Origin of the sequence: Tritonibacter litoralis (assembly GCF_009496005.1) — a bacterium.
GTDB lineage: Bacteria > Pseudomonadota > Alphaproteobacteria > Rhodobacterales > Rhodobacteraceae > Epibacterium > Epibacterium litoralis.
This window is the reverse complement of record NZ_WIBF01000001.1, coordinates 265565-283223: the sequence shown is the minus strand read 5'-3', so window position 1 is coordinate 283223 and position 17659 is coordinate 265565. Positions and strand designations below refer to the sequence as shown.

The window sequence follows — 17659 nt, the reverse complement described above, 5'->3', positions numbered from 1 at the left end:
TTTGTTCCTAGATGCTGGGCAGCAACGACTGTCCCAAAAGAGCGATGGCGACAGCCATGACAACGCCAGACAGTAGAAACACCCCAAAGGACCGCCATAGGGATCCGAGCTGGTGCACTTGGTTGATAAAATGCAGCGAGATATAGATCGCAAAAATCGCTACGACATAATCCAGTATGCCCGCCAGGGTTGGCGTAGCCACTGCGACGACGGTCAGGCCAGCCATGGCAATCAGTTGCACAAAGTTAATCCAAACCTGGCAGCTCAGTACAGGAAGGAACCCGCCCCGCCCGTTCAACCAGCGTCCGGCAAAGGTGACGCTGACTGCCAGCCCAAACTGCAAGACCGAGTTCATTATCAGATGTTCAACCGGTGAGACCATCCATTCAAATTCGCTGGGTAAAGGTGTCACAATCGCGCGCAGAACAAAATTAAGCGTGTTCAGGATTTGGACCAGCGCAAACCCAACCCAGATTGCCTCACGCGGGAGGTCCAACGCCAAAAACTGTTTCGCCGCCTGTTCTGGGGTTTGAATGGTCTGGCCGACCAGAGGACCAATTGCGATCATTGCTGCCGTCTCCAATAGGCTTCGTGCAAACCGGTTCCCAAGAACCACAAAACTGCACCAAACCACAAGCCACCAACCGCCGAAAGCGCAGGTCCATCGCCGATAAACCCTGCCACCAGCCCATTCAGAAGCATCAAGGGGCTGGCTGCCATCATCGCCCAGAACAAGGCCACGCGGGATTGGAACCCGTGTCCTTTGCCACCCAGAGCGCGGGCGATCAGGTGAAACACAAAGGCCAAGGAATAAAGTATCAGCGGCAGGACAAATACAAGGGCCAGCAATGATCCGCCCATCAGCGCGTTCAGATCCTGATCGGTCATATGGGCAATGCGTGCCAAACGCGGCAGTTGTGCAATGAACATGATCACACAGCTGCCCATCGCCAGGGCCACCAGCCGGTCTTCGCGCGGGCCTGCGGACAGGAGCCGCGCCAAAACCTGGCGCGGCCCTTTATATGTCAGCAAAATATCAGTTGTGACCGCCATCAGCGACGCCGGGCCAGCCAGCCTTCGAGGCGGTCGACCAATTCGGCCGCGATGTCCTCATGCTCGATCTCTTCGACGGCCTCAGCCAGGAAGGCCAAGGTCAAAAGATCCGTCGCCACGCCATGGGGCACACCGCGCGAGCGCAGATAGAACAACGCATCATCGTCGATCGCACCCGACGTGGAGCCATGCGAACAGGCCACATCGTCAGCATAGATCTCAAGCTCTGGTTTGGCCAGGAACTGACTGTCTTCATCCAGCAGCAAAGACTGGGAAATCTGGTAGCCATCCGTCTTTTGCGCGCCTTCTTTCACCAGGATCTTGCCCTGGAACACGCCGGTCGCGCCGTTGCGCAGAACCTTTTTGAAGACCTGACGGCTTTCGCAGTTCACCGCATCATGGGTGATGAACACGGTGTCGTCGTGGTGGAAATCACCATCGCCCACACAGGCACCGGCCACATGGGCCACCGCATCATCGCCGGTCAGCTCAATCACCTGCTCGTTGCGGGTCAAAACGCCGTTTACGGTCAGGGTAAAGGACTTATAAACCGACCCGCTGCCCAGACGTGTGAACATATGGGTCGCCGCGCGACGTGCGTGATCGCGACCTTGGGCCCGGATGTGGTGCAATGTGCCGCCATCTGCAATGTCGATCTCGGTCACTTTGTTGAACCGGGAGGCTGCGGGACCGTTTTCCAAAATGGTCGCCTCGGCACCGCTTTCAACACGGATCACATGATGCAGGATCGCGTCAGATGCCGTATCGGCATGTTTGTAGATCAGGCTGATGGGTTTTGACGGCTTGCCGGTCACATGGATCACCACGCCATCGGTCGCATATGCGGTGTTCAGCGCGGCCAGCGGGCGGGCCACCGGGGTTTGACCACGGGCTTCCAGCACACCATAAAGGTCTTTGGCCCAGTGAATATCGGTGTCCGCCAGATCCGACAAACGATCGATCGTCACACCTTCCAGGGACAGATCATCGGAAGCTGCGCTGTCAAAAACGCCGTCGACAAACACAATCTTGACGCGGTCCATCGCGTCAAAGACCGGTGCTTCGGTTGACTCGAACACTTCGGCTGTTGGCGCATCAGCCGTGACCAATGTGTCGGGACGGGTGTATTTCCAGTATTCGTCGCGGCGATCCGGCAGGCCAAGGGTCTGGACACGGGCTACGGCAGCGGCGCGTCCGGCGTCCAGGCAGCCGCCTTGGGGCAAGCTCAGCGCCGCCAGCCGCGCCTCGGTTGCGGTTTGTTTCAATTCCGGCAGCGCCATTATGCGATCTCCGCCAGGATGTCGGCATAGCCGTTGTTTTCAACTTCCAAAGCCAGCTCAGGTCCACCGGTTTTGACGATACGACCGTTGGCCATGATGTGCACAACGTCAGGTTTGATGTGATCCAGCAGACGCTGGTAGTGGGTGATCACCAGGAAACCACGGCCTGCATCGCGCAGCGCGTTTACACCTTCGGAGACCAGTTTCATCGCGTCCACGTCGAGGCCCGAGTCAGTCTCGTCCAGGATGCACATCTTCGGCTCCAGCATTGCCATCTGCAGGATCTCGTTGCGCTTCTTTTCACCGCCCGAGAAGCCCACGTTGACCGGACGCTTCAGCATGTCGGCGTCGATCTTCAGGGTCTTGGCTTTTTCGCGCACAACCTTCAAGAACTCACCTGCCGACAGCTCTTCTTCACCGCGGGCCTTGCGCTGCGCGTTCACAGCAGTGCGCAGGAAGGTCATGTTGCCAACGCCGGGGATTTCGACCGGGTATTGGAACGCCAAGAACAGGCCCAGGGCCGCACGTTCTTCGGCTTCCAGGTCCAGCAGTTCTTCGCCACCCAGCGACGCAGTGCCTTCGGTGACCTCATAACCGTCACGGCCGGACAGCACATAAGACAGGGTGGATTTGCCAGAGCCGTTCGGCCCCATGATGGCGTGCACCTTGCCAGCTTCCACTTTCAGATCCACACCTTTCAGGATCTGCTTGTCTTCGTCTTCAAGTTTGACGTGCAGGTTTTTGATTTCGAGCATTTTTTCCTCGTCTCAATCCGTCGGGAGCTGGTCCCGTTTGTTTCAAAGCCCGTTTGGGCGAATTCCGTTAGCCGAGCAGAACAGCCGTACCGCTGACAGAGACCATCAGCATGCTGTCCGCTACGACTTCATAATCAATATCGACGCCCACAACCGCATTGGCCCCACGCGCGCGGGCGTGATCTTCCAGTTCCGCCATGGCTGTTTCGCGGGCGTCACGCAGCTTGCTCTCATAGGCACCAGAGCGGCCGCCAACGATATCTGTGACCGAGGCAAAGAAATCCCGCACCACATTGGCACCCATGATCGCCTCGCCCACGACGATGCCCTTGTATTCGGCAATCTGGTAGCCTTCGACATTCGCGGTGGTTGTTACGATCATGGAAACAGGTCCTTTTTTCTTTACCTTGGGGAACGACATCAGCCGACTGAGCCTTCCAGGCTGATGGCAACCAGCTGCTGTGCTTCCATCGCAAATTCCATCGGCAGCGCCTGCAGCACTTCTTTGCAGAAGCCGTTTACAACCAGGGCAACCGCCTCTTCCTCGTCCATGCCGCGCTGGCGGCAGTAGAACAGCTGGTCATCATCCACCTTGGAGGTTGTCGCTTCATGCTCCACGCGGGAAGAATTGTTCTTCACCTCGATATAAGGAACCGTGTGCGCGCCACATTTGTCACCAATCAGCAAGCTGTCACACTGGGTGTAGTTCCGGCTGTTCTTGGCCTTGGGGTGCATGGAGACCAGACCGCGATAGGTGTTCTGCGCCTTGCCAGCTGAGATCCCTTTGGAGACGATGCGCGATTTGGTGTCTTTACCCAGGTGAACCATCTTGGTGCCGGTGTCGGCCTGTTGATAGTTGTTGGTGATCGCGATTGAGTAGAACTCACCCTGGCTTTCCTTGCCACGCAGGATGCAGGACGGGTACTTCCATGTCACGGCAGAGCCGGTTTCCACTTGGGTCCACATGATCTTGGAGCGATCGCCCCGGCAGTCGGCGCGTTTGGTCACAAAGTTGTAGATGCCGCCTTTGCCCTCTTCGTCACCGGGGAACCAGTTCTGAACGGTGGAGTATTTCACTTCGGCGTCTTCTTCGATGATGATCTCAACCACGGCGGCGTGCAGCTGCGCGGTGTCGCGTTGCGGAGCCGTACAGCCTTCCAAGTAGCTGACATAGCTGCCTTTGTCGGCGATGATCAGGGTGCGTTCGAACTGGCCAGTGTTTTCCGCGTTGATGCGGAAATAGGTGGACAATTCCATCGGGCAACGGGTGTTTGGCGGGATGTAAACAAACGACCCGTCCGAGAACACAGCCGAGTTTAGCGTGGCGTAATAGTTATCCGTCACCGGAACCACGGTGCCCAGGTACTTCTTGACCAGCTCGGGATGTTCACGGATCGCTTCGGAGATGGAGCAGAAGATAACGCCCGCTTTTTTCAGCTCTTCCTGGAAGGTCGTGCCCACGGAAACCGAGTCAAATACCGCGTCCACCGCAACCTTGCGGCCTTCGGCTGGCATGTCTTCGGCACCTTCAACACCGGCCAGAATCATCTGTTCTTTCAACGGGATGCCGAGCTTTTCGTAAGTGGCGAGCAGCTTGGGGTCGACCTCATCCAGAGATTTCGGCTTTTCTTCCATCGATTTGGGACGGGCATAGTAGTACTGGTCCTGGAAATCGATTTCCGGATAGCTGACCATCGCCCAGTTGGGCTCATCCATCTTTTCCCAACGTTCAAACGCCGCCAGACGCCATTCGGTCATCCACTCGGGCTCGTTGTTCTTTTCCGAGATCAGGCGGACGATATCGGGGTTCACGCCTTTGGGGGCGTATTCCATCTCGATTTCGGTTTCCCAGCCATATTTATACGTGCTGATCTCCCGCACCGCATCGACAGTCTCCTGATCGACGCCTTCCTTGGCTTCAAATTGGTCCAAAGCGGCCATGGTCATCTCCTGCAGTCACGCCATGCGGGCGCGGTGTTTCTTTTGTTTGTCCAGCCACGCATCGGCAAAGCGCAGCACATCGTCCTGTGTCGTCCCCAAACCCAGCGAAACCCGGATCGCGCATTGGGCCACATCTGACGCAATCCCCATCGACGTCAGAACTGAGCTTGCGCGCACCTTGCCGCTGGAACAGGCGCTACCGGCGCTGATGGCAAACCCGGCCAGATCCATCTGCATGACCTGGGTTTCCCCCTTCCACCCTGGTGTTGCGAAACACAAGGTATTAGGTAAACGCCGTGCATCTTTCCCGACAAAAATAGTCTCTTGCGCGCCAGCCACAAGAGCGTTTTCTAGAATATTTCTAAATTCTTTAATTTCATCCCAAACGCCATTTGCAAGATCCCGCGAAGCCGCTTCAGCTGCGGCTCCGAAGCCCGCGATTCCAATGACATTTTCGGTTCCTGAACGGCGCCCCATCTCTTGACCGCCACCAGTGATCTGTGGGGCTAAATCAGTGCCGCGCTTCATGACGACAGCGCCAATCCCCTTGGGGCCACCCAGTTTATGGGCCGAGATTAGCGCCATTGTGGCACCCAACCAATTAAAGGCGACCGGCAGTTTCCCGAACGCCTGGGTTGCATCTGTTACGGCCAGCCCTTCGGGAAGGTCCTGGATGATCCCGGTCTCGGAATTGGCCAGTTGCAGTGTTGACTGTGCCGGATCTGTAACCGTTGCAACGCCGTGTTCATCGACGCTGAGATCTTCAACAATCCAAGACCTTACTGCATCATGTTCAATAGCCGCACCGTGTAGTTCGCGCCCCGCCAGAGCCAGCGCCGCGCCTTCGGTCGATCCGGAGGTAAAGACCAGATCAGCGCCATCCGCGCCAAAAGCTGTTGCAATCTGTGCGCGGGCCTTTTCGACGATCGCTTTGGCTTTGCGCCCTTCAGCGTGGACCGATGACGGGTTGCCGCAAGCCTCCATCGCCGCGATCATGGCATCGCGTGCCTCCGGGCGAAGCGGTGCAGTGGCGTTATGATCCAGATAAATACGGGACATCGCGACTTAATCGTCCACCACGTCAAACAGGCTGGGTACCGCAGGGCAAGGGGCCAGCTCGTTCTGGATCACATCGGACAGGCGGGTTTGATGCAGGAAGACATAGACATGTGCGCTCAACCCCTCCCACAGACGATTGGTCAGGGATTGCGCCCGGCTGCCGGACAGCGCGCCAGAGGCCCCCGCGCCTTTGTGCATGGCGTCAATGGTTTCCTCGACAGCCGACAGAATATCGATCACTCGGATCTCAGATGCCGGGCGCGCCAGACGGTATCCGCCGCCGGGCCCACGCACCGATGCCACCAGTTCCGCACGGCGCAGTTTCACAAACAGCTGTTCCAGATAGGCGAGCGAGATGTCCTGACGTTTTGAGATATCCCCCAGCGCCACCAACGTGTCAGACGGTTGCAAGGCAATATCGGCCAGGGCCACCATCGCATAGCGTCCTTTTGTCGATAGTTTCATGCCCCTACCCCCTCAAATGGTGCCTGTGTCAGCGAAATCATTGACGTTTCGTACAACTGTGCGTATCTCATCGGGACGATGTTTCGGCAAGGCCAACATCACCAATTTAGAACCGTTCTAAACTGCCCGAGGGATTCCGTCAAGAATTTGCATCGGATCAGCGAGCGTAAAACGAGAGTAGGATTAAAACCGCCCATGCCTGAGGTCATTTTTCCTGGACCCGAAGGCCGCCTGGAAGGCCGCTATCACCCGCAAAAAGAACGTGACGCCCCGATTGCCATCGTGCTGCATCCGCACCCGCAATTTGGTGGAACGATGAACAACAAGGTTGTCTATAACCTGCACTATGCCTTTTACAACATGGGCTTCACGGTGCTCCGGTTTAACTTCCGTGGTGTTGGCCGCAGCCAGGGTGAATATGATCAGGGTGTTGGCGAATTGTCCGACGCAGCATCGGCGCTGGATTATCTTCAGTCGATGAACAACAATTCCAAGCATTGCTGGGTTGCAGGTTTCTCCTTTGGAGCTTGGATCGGCATGCAGTTGTTGATGCGCCGCCCTGAGATCACCGGCTTTATCTCGGTGGCCCCACCTGCGAATATGTATGACTTCTCGTTCTTGGCGCCCTGCCCCTCGTCCGGTTTGATCATCAATGGGACCGCTGACCGTGTGGCACCGCCTGCGGATACAGTGAACCTGGTGAACAAACTGCACGAGCAGAAAGGTATTACCATCACCCATACCGAGGTGCCCGGTGCAGATCACTTCTTCCAGGATCAGCATATGGAAACCATGGTCGACAATGTGTCCGACTATGTGAAACGCCGTCTGACGGAAAACACCCGCTGATGTCGTCGACACTCGACACACTCGCCCAGAAGCTCGCGTCTGACACCCTCAAGGTGCAGGACGCTTTGGGCGAGGAACGACTTTATGTAGAGGTGGCCCAAGTGCTTGGCGCCGCCTCTCAATCCTTGGAAGAAGCCTTTCTGACCGAGGTCCGCGTGCGTCTGGCGGAACAAAAGGCGCGCATTTTTCTCGAACAAAAGATTGCGGCCGCGCAGGCCTCGTTAAAACCAAAGGACTAACAGTGCAGACCACCCTCGCCCAGCAGTTTGAGTTTTTGAACGAAATCGAGCGGCTAAGGGGGGTAGACAGGCACAACTTGCTTTTGGACGGTTCGCGGGTTGAAAACTCTGCGGAACATAGCTGGCACCTGGCTTTGTATGCTTTGGTGCTGGCCGGTCACGCGCCGGATGGCGTGGATCTGCTGCGTGTTATTCAGATGCTTCTGTTGCATGATGTCGTCGAAGTGGATGTGGGCGATCACCCGATCCACGAAGCCGTGGATTGGGAAGCGGTTGCGCGCGCCGAGCACGCGGCGGCTGCGCGGATCTTTGGCCTGTTGCCTCAGACCCAGGGTCAGGCAATGGCAGACCTGTGGCGTGAGTTCGAGGCAAATCAATCCAAGGACGCCCAATTCGCCAAGGCGCTGGATCGTGCGCAGCCCCTGTTTCAAACCCTGCGCGGTGCAAATCCACCATCGGAACATGTGGCGATCTGCCGTGAAAACATCGAAACGGGGCGCGCGGTCTCTCTCAAATCCCATTTGCCACTGGCCTATGATCATGTTCGAGGACTGCTGGATGGCGGGGCAACGGAGCACGATCCGACGTTCACCCAGCAAATCACCTTTCTGAGCGAGGCGGACCAACTGAAACATGTCCTGCGGGCGTCCAAGCTTGCCGATGGCACACGGCACGAGAACTCGGCGGAACATTCCTGGCACATTATGATGTTTGCCTGGATCCTGTCGGACCATGCGCATGCGCCGGTGGATCTGTTAAAAGTGCTGACCATGCTGGTTCTGCATGACCTGGTTGAGATTGACGCAGGGGATGCGCCAATACACGGTGTTGTCTCTCCCGAAGCTTTGGCAGCGGTTGAAGCGGCCGAGCAAGCCGCGGCTGATCGGTTGTTTGGCTTGTTGCCAGACCCGCAAAACGCAGAGCTGCGCGCCATTTGGGAAGAGTTTGAAGCCGCCGAAACCGCCGAAGCCGTGTTTGCCAAATCCATCGACCGGGTCCAGCCGTTGTTGCTGAACCTGGCCAACGGAGGTGGCAGCTGGCTGGATTATGACGTTCAATTGCCGCAGATTGATGCGCGCGTCGGCATCAAGGTTCGCCGAGGCGCGCAGATCGTTTGGGAGTACATGCGTCCGCAAGTGGCGGAATGGTTTGTCACCAACGGACGCGCATAACGGGCCAATCGTCGCTTTTGCGTCATTCCTTCAGGCGCTGTTTAAAAACCTATTGGACTGCGTTGCAAATGCAGGGTTTTTCTGGCCCAGTGCGCGGGTGATTTTCCTATGGAGCGTGACATGCCGACCCCTTATCTATTTCTCATCATAGCGGTTGTTGCGGAAACCATCGGCACCAGCGCGTTGCAGGCCAGCCATCAGTTCACGCGGCTTCTGCCTTCGGCGCTTGTGGTTGTAGCATATGGGGTGTCGTTCTATTTTCTGGGACGTACCTTGGCCTTTATGCCTGTTGGCATCGTCTACGCCATCTGGTCTGGACTTGGCATCGTATTGATTGCAGCCATCGGTTATGTGGTCTTTGGACAGACGTTGGATCTGCCTGCAATACTGGGGCTGGGCCTGATTATTATCGGCATTCTGGTCATCCATTTGTTCTCAAAAACAGCCGGCCACTGACCGAATTTTCGCACACCGGCTGTATCATGCTGCGCGCGCACCTCTTTTCGCTGGCCTTCTGCCACCGATCACGTTATGGGCGGCGCAACCTCCTTTAAAAGGCTGATACCTATGGACCTGCGCAATATTGCGATCATCGCCCACGTTGACCACGGGAAAACGACCCTGGTTGACGAGCTATTGAAACAATCCGGCGCGTTCCGCGAAAACCAGGCTGTGGCTGAACGGGCCATGGACAGCAATGATCTGGAACGCGAACGCGGGATCACCATTCTCGCCAAGGCGACGTCAGTGGAATGGAACGACACTCGGATCAATATCGTCGACACCCCCGGCCACGCCGATTTTGGTGGTGAGGTTGAGCGGATCCTGTCGATGGTTGACGGTGTTGTTTTGCTGGTGGACGCGGCTGAAGGCCCGATGCCGCAGACCAAATTCGTAACCTCCAAGGCGCTGGCACTGGGTCTGCGTCCGATTGTGGTTGTGAACAAAGTTGACAAGCCCGACGGAGAACCCGACCGCGCGCTGGACCAGTGTTTTGACCTCTTTGCCAACCTTGGCGCCACGGATGAACAACTGGACTTCCCGTCCATGTATGCATCCGGTCGCTCCGGCTGGGCCGACATGACGCTGGACGGCCCCCGCAAGGATCTGTCCGCTCTGTTTGATCTGATTGTTGAGCACGTGCCTGCCCCCGCGCAAATCGAGAGAAAAGACGAACCCTTCCAGATGCTGGCAACCACCCTGGGCTCTGACCCGTTTATGGGCCGCATCCTGACCGGTCGCGTTGAATCCGGCACCCTGAAAGTTGGCGACAGCGTCAAAGCGCTGACCCGCGAGGGCGAGCTGATTGAAAACTTCCGCTGCACCAAGGTTCTGGCGTTCCGGGGCCTGGCGCAACAGCCGATCGATGTGGCCGAAGCCGGTGACATTGTTTCGGTTGCTGGTATGACCAAAGCCACCGTTGCGGACTCTCTGCTGGATCCAAGCGTTGAAAACCCGCTGCCTGCACAGCCGATCGACCCGCCTACCATCACTGTGACCTTTGGCATCAACGACAGCCCGCTGGCGGGCCGCGATGGTAAAAAGGTTCAGTCCCGTGTGATCCGTGACCGTCTGATGAAAGAAGCAGAGTCTAACGTGGCGATTCAGATCACCGACACCCCCGGCGGTGAGGCGTTCGAGGTTGCAGGTCGTGGCGAATTGCAGATGGGCGTTCTGATTGAAAACATGCGTCGCGAAGGGTTCGAACTGTCGATCTCTCGTCCGCAGGTTCTGTTTGATGAGCAGGACGGTGTGCGCATGGAGCCGGTCGAAGAAGCCACCATCGATGTGGATGACGAATACTCTGGCGTTGTGATCGAAAAGCTCACCGGCCACCGCAAAGGTGAACTGGTCGAGATGAAGCCCGCAGGCGCAGGCAAGACCCGCATTATCGCGCATGTTCCGTCGCGCGGCCTGATCGGCTATCACGGCGAATTTCTCACCGACACCCGCGGCACCGGTGTTTTGAACCGCGTGTTCCATGGCTGGACCCCGCACAAAGGTGCAATTCCGGGCCGTCGTGCTGGTGTTCTGATCTCTATGGAGAACGGCACCTCGGTTGCTTACGCGTTGTGGAACCTAGAAGAGCGCGGCAAGATGATGATCGGCGCACAGGAAGACGTGTATACTGGCATGATCATCGGCGAACACAGCCGTGAAAATGATCTGGAAGTGAACCCGCTGAAAGGTAAAAAGCTGACCAACGTGCGTGCTTCGGGCACCGACGATGCAGTGCGCCTGACCACGCCGATGACACTGAGCCTTGAAGAGGCGATTGCTTACATTGACGACGATGAGCTGGTGGAAGTGACACCGAGCAACGTGCGTCTGCGCAAACGCTATCTCGACCCGCATGAGCGCAAGCGCATGGCAAAGGCCAACCAGTAACGGCCAGCTGTCCTTTTTAAAACGATCAAAGGCCGCTCGGGATGAGCGGCCTTTTTCCATTGAGGACAGCCATCGGTACGCTGCTCTTAGGTCCCTAGAGCCGAAAATCCACAATCGGCTGAGTGGAATCAATACCTGCTTCCTCGAGCTGAGCGGCCAGAAGCGTTTGAAAATCCTCAGTGGTGCTGTCTTCGTCCTCTTCCAGCGCCTCCAGAACGGATTCCAAAATGGTCACTGCGGCTTCATTCACGCCAGAGGTGCCATCACCGCCTTCTTGCGCGCCACCAGCGCCACCTGGACCGCCCGGCCCTCCGGGGCCACCAGGACCTCCAGGGCCGCCCGGACCACCGGGACCTTGCGGGCCGCCGCGCTCTACGCCTGCCTTGTCCAAAAGTTCATTCGGATCTACGCCGGCCGACGTGAGCGCCGACCCTAATGCTGGGCCTGAGCGAATATTCAAGTCGCGAATGTTTTGGACAATCTCTGATGCGTCATCCTCGCTCAGATTATCTGTATCATAACGCGAAAGAATCTCTTCCAGATTGTTCTGCTGCTCGTCGCTGAGAGTTTGAACCTGTGACGATTGAGAAAAATATGCTGAAACGGCCGCGCCGCTGGTCGCATAAATCATGGTTTCTATCCACTTGCTTGTTACCGTGCAGCCTCCTGACTGCGAGGGAACAATTGCCAGTTAGATATTTTGATTTGCTTACCAACTAAATTTTGAGTATTTCAAAATGATTCAATGACTTATGCTGCATCTCGCATGTGGGTTTTTATCGTTCTCTGCTGCATTGGATAACAGAACCCACGGTGACATCTGGTTTTCAGACCCGGATATCCACCATCGGTTTGGACGGATCCAGTCCTGAGGCCTCAAGCTCGGCGCTCAGCTGGGTTCGAAAATCTTCGGCGCTGACGTTATCCGCCTGCTGCGCGCTTTCAAGCACGCGTTCTAAGATTTCAATAGCTTCTTTGTTGATCCCAGCAGTGCCACCGCCGACGTTGCGCTGCGGTGTATTTGTTTTCCCCTCAACGCTTGGCCGGGCGCGTTGGGCGGCGTCTTGGTTTAACGCGGACTGAAGGTCCGCGTCCTGTCCTTTGGAGCTGTCAGCAGGCGGTTGAACAAACTGAGAGGCCTGCGCACTGCTTGGCGTTGCGGATGCTGACTGCGACGTTGCATCGATCTTCTGCGAGTCTGTCTTGTCTGCTTGCGATTGGATTGGGGTAACAGGTTGTACTGGTGACAAAGGAACGCCAATGGGAGTTAACATTTTTGGTTTCCAGTATCCGGTAAATCTGGGTCACAAGCCCAATTAGGTCGTGCCCTTTGCCACAGAATACACAGAAAAAACCCACCCAAGCAAAACTTGGATGGGTTGGAATTAACTCGAATACGTGACGAACTTGGCGGGATTACTCGGTGATTTCCACAACAACCAATTCACGTTCAGACGCATCTTTTGCATGGGCCAGCGCAGCCTGGTAATCGTCGCTGTTGTAACACGCAACCGCAGCTTCCACGCTGGCAAATTTGGCAACCACATTGCGTGGGCGCTCTTTGCCTTCAAGTTGAACGTAACGCGCGGCGCGGGCGATGAATTCACCGCCGTGTTTGGCAATTGCCGGACCTGCCAGCTCCGCATATTTCCCATATGCGTCAGCATCAGTTACGGTGACATGTGCAATCCAGAGTGCGGACATTTTTGGCTCCAAAGCAGATAAACTTCCCCGCAGATTAAGGGTTCTGCGAGAAAGTCCAAGTTCTTTTTGACCGTTTGGTCAATTCAGGAGCACGGCTTCGGCTGCTTTGATTGCGTCCTCAGCTCCGGCAAAATCCTTGCCACCGCCCTGTGCCATGTCAGGACGGCCACCGCCACCTTTGCCGCCAACAGCCGGAACCGCCGCTTTCAGGATGTCCACCGCAGAAATCTCACCGGTCAGATCATCGGTCACGCCTGCTGCCACGGCCACTTTTCCGTCGTCGTCGGCGATCAAGAGGATCACACCAGATCCGAGGTTCTGTTTATGCGCGTCAATCAAGCCGCGCAGGTCCTTGCCAGAGACGCCTTTCAGGGCCTGCGCCAGGAACTTTTTGCCGCCGATCTCTTTGGCCTCAACCCCACCACCAGAGCCACCGCCCATGGCAACCTGTTGTTTTAGGTTGGAAATCTCGTTCTGCAGGGCTTTGCGTTCGTCCATCAGAGCCTTGAGGCGATCCAGTACATCCACAGGTTGCGCTTTAAGCGCTGCGGCAACATCCGCCATCCGGCCCGCTTCGCGTTCCAAGTGCTCCAAAGCTGCGGCACCGGTCAGCGCCTCGATCCGGCGGACACCGGCAGACGACGCGCTGTCGCCCAGGATCACAAAGGTTCCGATGTCACCGGTCTGTTTGACATGCGTTCCGCCGCAAAGTTCCAGCGAATAGGTCTCCCCATCCGCGCCCTTGCCCGTTGGCGCACGCCCCATGGAGACCACGCGGACCTCTTCGCCGTATTTCTCACCGAACAAGGCCTGTGCACCAATGGCACGGGCATCATCCGGGGTCATGATACGGGTGGTTACAGCTGTGTTTTGGCGAATGAATTCATTCACTTCGGCGCCGATGTTGGCCAGTTCTTCGCCGCTCAGCCCTTTGTTGTGGCTAAAGTCGAAACGCAAACGGTCATCGGCATTCAGCGAGCCCTTTTGGGCCACGTGATCGCCAAGCGCATTGCGCAGAGCTTCATGCAACAGGTGGGTGGCGGAGTGATTGGCGCGGATCTGGCTGCGACGCGCATGATCCACCACCAGCTCTGCCCCGGCCTCAACCGCGATCTCACCCTCGGTGACCTCGGCGATGTGCAGGAACAGACCTTCGACCTTCTTGGTATCAGTAATCTGCGCCGCGCCGCCTTCGACGGTTAAAACACCAGTGTCGCCGATCTGACCGCCGCTTTCAGCGTAAAACGGGGTCTGGTTCAGGATGATCTGAACACTGTCACCTTTGGAGGCTGTGTCGACCTGCGCACCGCCTTTGACGATGGCAACGATCTGACCTTCGGCCTTCTCGGTCTCATAACCAAGGAACTCGGTTGAACCGGACGCATCCAGAATATCGAAATAGACCTTCACATCCGCCGCTTCGCCCAAACCAATGCCACCGGCGCGGGACTTCTCTTTTTGCGCTTTCATGGCGGCGTCGAACCCGTCGGTGTCGACTTCGATTTCCTTGGCGCGCAGGGCGTCCTGGGTCAGGTCGAGGGGGAAGCCATAGGTGTCATAGAGTTTGAACGCCGTCTCACCAGGCAGCGTGTCGCCCTTGCCCAGATCGGTCGAGGCTTCGTCCAGCAGTTTCAGACCGCGGTCCAAAGTCTTGAGAAACCGGGTTTCTTCTTGCTCAAACGTCTCTTCGATCAGCGCCTGACCTTGGGACAGTTCAGGATAGGCCGCGCCCATCTGCTGAACCAGCGCGGGCACCAGCTTGTGCATCACCGGATCATTTGCGCCCAACAATGACGCATGACGCATGGCGCGGCGCATGATACGGCGCAGGACATATCCACGGCCTTCGTTGGAGGGCAGAACACCTTCGGCGATCAGGAACGAACAGGACCGCAAGTGGTCTGCAATCACCCGGTGGTGGACGTTCTGATCGCCAAAAGGATCGGAATTGGTCACATTGGCCGAGGCTTCGATCAACGCTTTGAACAGATCGGTTTCATAGTTGTCGTGGGTGCCCTGCAGCAGCGCCGCGATCCGCTCCAGCCCCATACCTGTGTCGATGGACTGCATGTCCAGATCGACCATAGAGCCATCCGCGAACCGTTCGTTCTGCATGAAAACAAGGTTCCAGATCTCGATGAACCGGTCGCCGTCTTCTTCTGGGCTGCCCGGAGGGCCACCCCAGATATGGTCGCCATGGTCATAGAAGATCTCGGTGCAGGGACCACAGGGGCCGGTGTCGCCCATCTGCCAGAAGTTATCCGAGGTCGAGATGCGGATGATCCGGTCTTCGGGCACGCCGACCTTTTTCCAGATATCAAACGCTTCGTCATCGGTGTGATAGACGGTGGTATAAAGACGCTCTTTGGGAATCGCGAATTCCTTGGTGATCAGCTCCCAGGCAAAAGGGATTGCCTGATGCTTGAAGTAATCGCCAAAGGAGAAGTTACCGAGCATCTCAAAGAATGTGTGGTGGCGCGCAGTATAGCCCACGTTGTCCAAGTCATTGTGCTTGCCGCCGGCGCGGACACATTTCTGCGCAGTTGTCGCACGGACATAGTCGCGCTTTTCAACCCCGGTGAAGCAGTTTTTGAACTGCACCATCCCAGAGTTGGTGAACATCAGGGTCGGGTCATTGCGCGGCACCAGTGGGCTGGAGTCGACAATCATATGTCCCTGTTTTTCGAAGTAGTTCAGAAATGTGGAACGGATTTCGTTCAGGCTCGGCATCTTCCGTCTCTCTTTTTCAGAGGCTTACACAGCATAGTCGACCCGGTTTATCCCTCAGATGCGGTGCTGTCCACAGAATGTGCCGGGTTGTGTCGAAAAACCAAATGAAAAGGGCGCAAACCATCTGTCCGCGCCCTCGTTCAAACCGATTTGGTCGAAGTGATTTTACGCTTCTAGAATGTCATCGTCGCCGCCTTCGGGGCGGTCGAATTCCAGCCCATGGGCGGCGCGGATCTTGTCCTCGATGTCATAGGCGATTTCCGGGTGGTCACGCAGGAAGGTTTTGGCATTCTCACGCCCCTGCCCGATGCGTTCATCCCCATAAGAGAACCAGGCGCCGGACTTCTGGACCACGCTGGCTGCCACGCCCAGATCCAAAAGCTCACCCATTTTGGAGATGCCTTCGCCATACATGATGTCGAATTCTACCTGTTTGAAAGGCGGAGCAACTTTGTTTTTCACCACTTTCACACGGGTTGCGTTGCCGACCACCTCGTCGCGGTCCTTGATCGCGCCGATACGGCGGATGTCCAGACGTACAGAGGAGTAGAATTTCAACGCGTTCCCGCCGGTCGTGGTTTCTGGGGAGCCGAACATGACGCCGATTTTCATCCGGATCTGGTTGATGAAGATCACCATGCATTTTGAACGGCTGATTGAGCCGGTCAGCTTGCGCATGGCTTGCGACATTAGGCGTGCCTGGACCCCCACGTTGCTGTCGCCCATGTCGCCTTCCAGCTCTGATTTCGGCGTCAACGCGGCCACCGAGTCCACAATGACCATGTTTACAGCACCGGAACGCACCAGCGTGTCTGTGATTTCAAGCGCTTGCTCACCGGTGTCCGGCTGCGAAATCAGCAGTTCGTCCAGGTCAACGCCCAGCTTGGCTGCATATTGCGGGTCCAGCGCGTGTTCCGCATCCACAAAGGCGCAAACACCGCCCTTTTTCTGCTGTTCTGCAATGCAATGCAGCGTCAGCGTGGTTTTACCGGAACTTTCCGGCCCATAGATTTCGATGATCCGGCCCATCGGCAGACCGCCAATGCCAAGCGCGATGTCAAGACCGAGCGATCCGGTAGAGGACGCCTCGATCTCAGCCAATGCGGTGCCATCGCCGAGCTTCATGATCGAGCCCTTGCCAAACTGACGCTCAATCTGCGCCAGCGCACTGTCGAGCGCTTTTTGTTTGTCGTCGCTCACTTTGTCTTTTTTCATGGTCAAAAGATCCGCCATAGTCCCTTGTCCCTCTCTATGTGTCATACCTGCGGGGTGCCGGCAATCGCTGCTTTGTTCGCCTCTTGTTCTCTTGTGCGATCAAAAGGGGAACATTTCAAGCGAAAACTTCTGATACCCACTCAGCGGCCGGAATGTTAAAGAGTGGTTTATGGCCCAGTTTTGGCCATAGGATTTACTGGAACCTTTACGAAATGCTTGTCTTTTTAAAGGAAAACCTCGTTTTTCTGTCGGTGCCCAAGACCGGAACAACAGCCTATATGGAGGCTCTTGCCCCGCATGCGGATATGGTTGTGGCCAACCCGCCCGAGCTGAAACATTCACCGGTGTTCAGATATAATCGCTGGTTCCGCCCGATGTTTGCCAAGATCTGCAATGCAGAACCCGAACTTTTGGCCGTGGTACGCGAGCCGGTCAGCTGGCTTGGAAGCTGGTATAAATACCGTCAGCGCCCGTTTCTGGATGGCAAAGCGACTTCGACCAAGGGGGTCAGCTTTGATGAATTTGTGCGCGATTATTGCCGGGGCGCGCAGCCTGCCCATGCCAATGTGGGAAGCCAGGCAAAATTTCTGGAACCGCAGACCAACGGTTGCAAGGTTTCGCATCTGTTCCGCTATGACCAGCTAGAAAAACTGGATGCATTCCTCACGGGCCGTTTGGGGGTCCAGATCGACACCCGGCGCTCCAATGTCAGCCCGACACTGGACGTGCAGCTTTCGCCGGAGGTTGAACAGATGTTCCGGCGCAAGAAGCCAGAAGAATTTGCGCTGTATGATGGGATAGGTTGAGGC

General features: G+C 56.6%; 19 protein-coding genes. 6 read left to right on the top strand and 13 right to left on the bottom strand.

Features of this window, described 5'->3' with window-relative positions; translation table 11 throughout:
• Window positions 1-7: 7 nt before the first annotated feature.
• The 8 genes from GFB49_RS01360 to iscR form a co-directional block, all read right to left on the bottom strand.
• Window positions 8-568 carry a YIP1 family protein gene (locus GFB49_RS01360; protein WP_153214005.1) on the bottom strand — a complete coding sequence of 187 codons (561 nt, stop codon included), beginning with the start codon at window positions 566-568 and terminating at the stop codon, window positions 8-10.
• A complete protein-coding gene (locus tag GFB49_RS01355) occupies window positions 565-1053 on the bottom strand; it encodes a YIP1 family protein (RefSeq protein WP_153214004.1) in 489 nt (162 codons plus the stop codon). The genes GFB49_RS01360 and GFB49_RS01355 overlap by 4 nt, the downstream gene beginning before the upstream one ends.
• Window positions 1053-2333, bottom strand: a complete 1281-nt coding sequence (locus GFB49_RS01350) for a SufB/SufD family protein (protein WP_153214003.1) — start codon at window positions 2331-2333, stop codon at window positions 1053-1055. The genes GFB49_RS01355 and GFB49_RS01350 overlap by 1 nt, the downstream gene beginning before the upstream one ends.
• A complete protein-coding gene (gene sufC / locus GFB49_RS01345) occupies window positions 2333-3088 on the bottom strand; it encodes a Fe-S cluster assembly ATPase SufC (protein ID WP_153214002.1) in 756 nt (251 codons plus the stop codon). Before sufC ends, GFB49_RS01350 begins: the two co-directional genes overlap by 1 nt.
• Window positions 3089-3155: 67 nt before the next feature.
• Window positions 3156-3470 carry a heavy metal-binding domain-containing protein gene (locus GFB49_RS01340; protein ID WP_153214001.1) on the bottom strand — a complete coding sequence of 105 codons (315 nt, stop codon included), beginning with the start codon at window positions 3468-3470 and terminating at the stop codon, window positions 3156-3158.
• Window positions 3471-3508: 38 nt separating this feature from the next.
• Window positions 3509-5029, bottom strand: a complete 1521-nt coding sequence (gene sufB / locus GFB49_RS01335) for a Fe-S cluster assembly protein SufB (RefSeq protein ID WP_153214000.1) — start codon at window positions 5027-5029, stop codon at window positions 3509-3511.
• Window positions 5030-5044: 15 nt separating this feature from the next.
• On the bottom strand, window positions 5045-6088 hold the full coding sequence (locus tag GFB49_RS01330; protein ID WP_153213999.1) for a cysteine desulfurase family protein: 1044 nt from the start codon (window positions 6086-6088) through the stop codon (window positions 5045-5047).
• A 6-nt stretch (window positions 6089-6094) separates the two neighbouring features.
• Window positions 6095-6553, bottom strand: a complete 459-nt coding sequence (gene iscR, locus GFB49_RS01325; RefSeq protein WP_153213998.1) for a Fe-S cluster assembly transcriptional regulator IscR — start codon at window positions 6551-6553, stop codon at window positions 6095-6097.
• A 195-nt stretch (window positions 6554-6748) separates the two neighbouring features.
• Here iscR and GFB49_RS01320 point away from each other — a divergent pair, with 195 nt between their 5' ends.
• The 5 genes from GFB49_RS01320 (at window position 6749) to typA (ending at window position 11201) form a co-directional block, all read left to right on the top strand.
• Window positions 6749-7402: an alpha/beta hydrolase gene (locus GFB49_RS01320; RefSeq protein WP_153213997.1), complete on the top strand. Its 654-nt coding sequence runs from the start codon at window positions 6749-6751 to the stop codon at window positions 7400-7402.
• On the top strand, window positions 7402-7641 hold the full coding sequence (locus GFB49_RS01315; RefSeq protein WP_153213996.1) for a hypothetical protein: 240 nt from the start codon (window positions 7402-7404) through the stop codon (window positions 7639-7641). Before GFB49_RS01320 ends, GFB49_RS01315 begins: the two co-directional genes overlap by 1 nt.
• A gap of 2 nt (window positions 7642-7643) precedes the next feature.
• On the top strand, window positions 7644-8813 hold the full coding sequence (locus GFB49_RS01310; protein ID WP_343032432.1) for an HD domain-containing protein: 1170 nt from the start codon (window positions 7644-7646) through the stop codon (window positions 8811-8813).
• Between the two features lie 120 nt (window positions 8814-8933).
• Window positions 8934-9269 (top strand): SMR family transporter, encoded by a 336-nt coding sequence (locus GFB49_RS01305; RefSeq protein ID WP_153213995.1) that lies wholly within the window; start codon window positions 8934-8936, stop codon window positions 9267-9269.
• 111 nt (window positions 9270-9380) lie between these two features.
• On the top strand, window positions 9381-11201 hold the full coding sequence (gene typA, locus GFB49_RS01300) for a translational GTPase TypA (RefSeq protein ID WP_153213994.1): 1821 nt from the start codon (window positions 9381-9383) through the stop codon (window positions 11199-11201).
• 94 nt (window positions 11202-11295) lie between these two features.
• Here the strand turns inward: typA and GFB49_RS01295 are convergent, their stop codons facing one another.
• The 5 genes from GFB49_RS01295 to recA all read right to left on the bottom strand — a co-directional run bounded on the left by GFB49_RS01295 (window position 11296) and on the right by recA (window position 16868).
• Window positions 11296-11832 carry a hypothetical protein gene (locus GFB49_RS01295; protein WP_153213993.1) on the bottom strand — a complete coding sequence of 179 codons (537 nt, stop codon included), beginning with the start codon at window positions 11830-11832 and terminating at the stop codon, window positions 11296-11298.
• A 196-nt stretch (window positions 11833-12028) separates the two neighbouring features.
• Complete coding sequence (locus GFB49_RS01290; RefSeq protein WP_153213992.1) at window positions 12029-12475, bottom strand: hypothetical protein; 447 nt, start codon at window positions 12473-12475, stop codon at window positions 12029-12031.
• Between the two features lie 142 nt (window positions 12476-12617).
• The gene (locus tag GFB49_RS01285) at window positions 12618-12905 is read right to left on the bottom strand and encodes a DUF1330 domain-containing protein (RefSeq protein ID WP_153213991.1); all 288 of its coding nucleotides are present in this window, start codon (window positions 12903-12905) and stop codon (window positions 12618-12620) included.
• A gap of 78 nt (window positions 12906-12983) precedes the next feature.
• A complete protein-coding gene (gene alaS, locus GFB49_RS01280) occupies window positions 12984-15635 on the bottom strand; it encodes an alanine--tRNA ligase (protein ID WP_153213990.1) in 2652 nt (883 codons plus the stop codon).
• Window positions 15636-15800: 165 nt separating this feature from the next.
• Window positions 15801-16868: a recombinase RecA gene (gene recA, locus GFB49_RS01275; protein WP_153213989.1), complete on the bottom strand. Its 1068-nt coding sequence runs from the start codon at window positions 16866-16868 to the stop codon at window positions 15801-15803.
• Window positions 16869-17062: 194 nt separating this feature from the next.
• Between recA and GFB49_RS01270 the strand changes: the two genes are divergently transcribed.
• Window positions 17063-17656 (top strand): sulfotransferase family protein, encoded by a 594-nt coding sequence (locus tag GFB49_RS01270; protein WP_153213988.1) that lies wholly within the window; start codon window positions 17063-17065, stop codon window positions 17654-17656.
• Window positions 17657-17659: the final 3 nt, after the last annotated feature.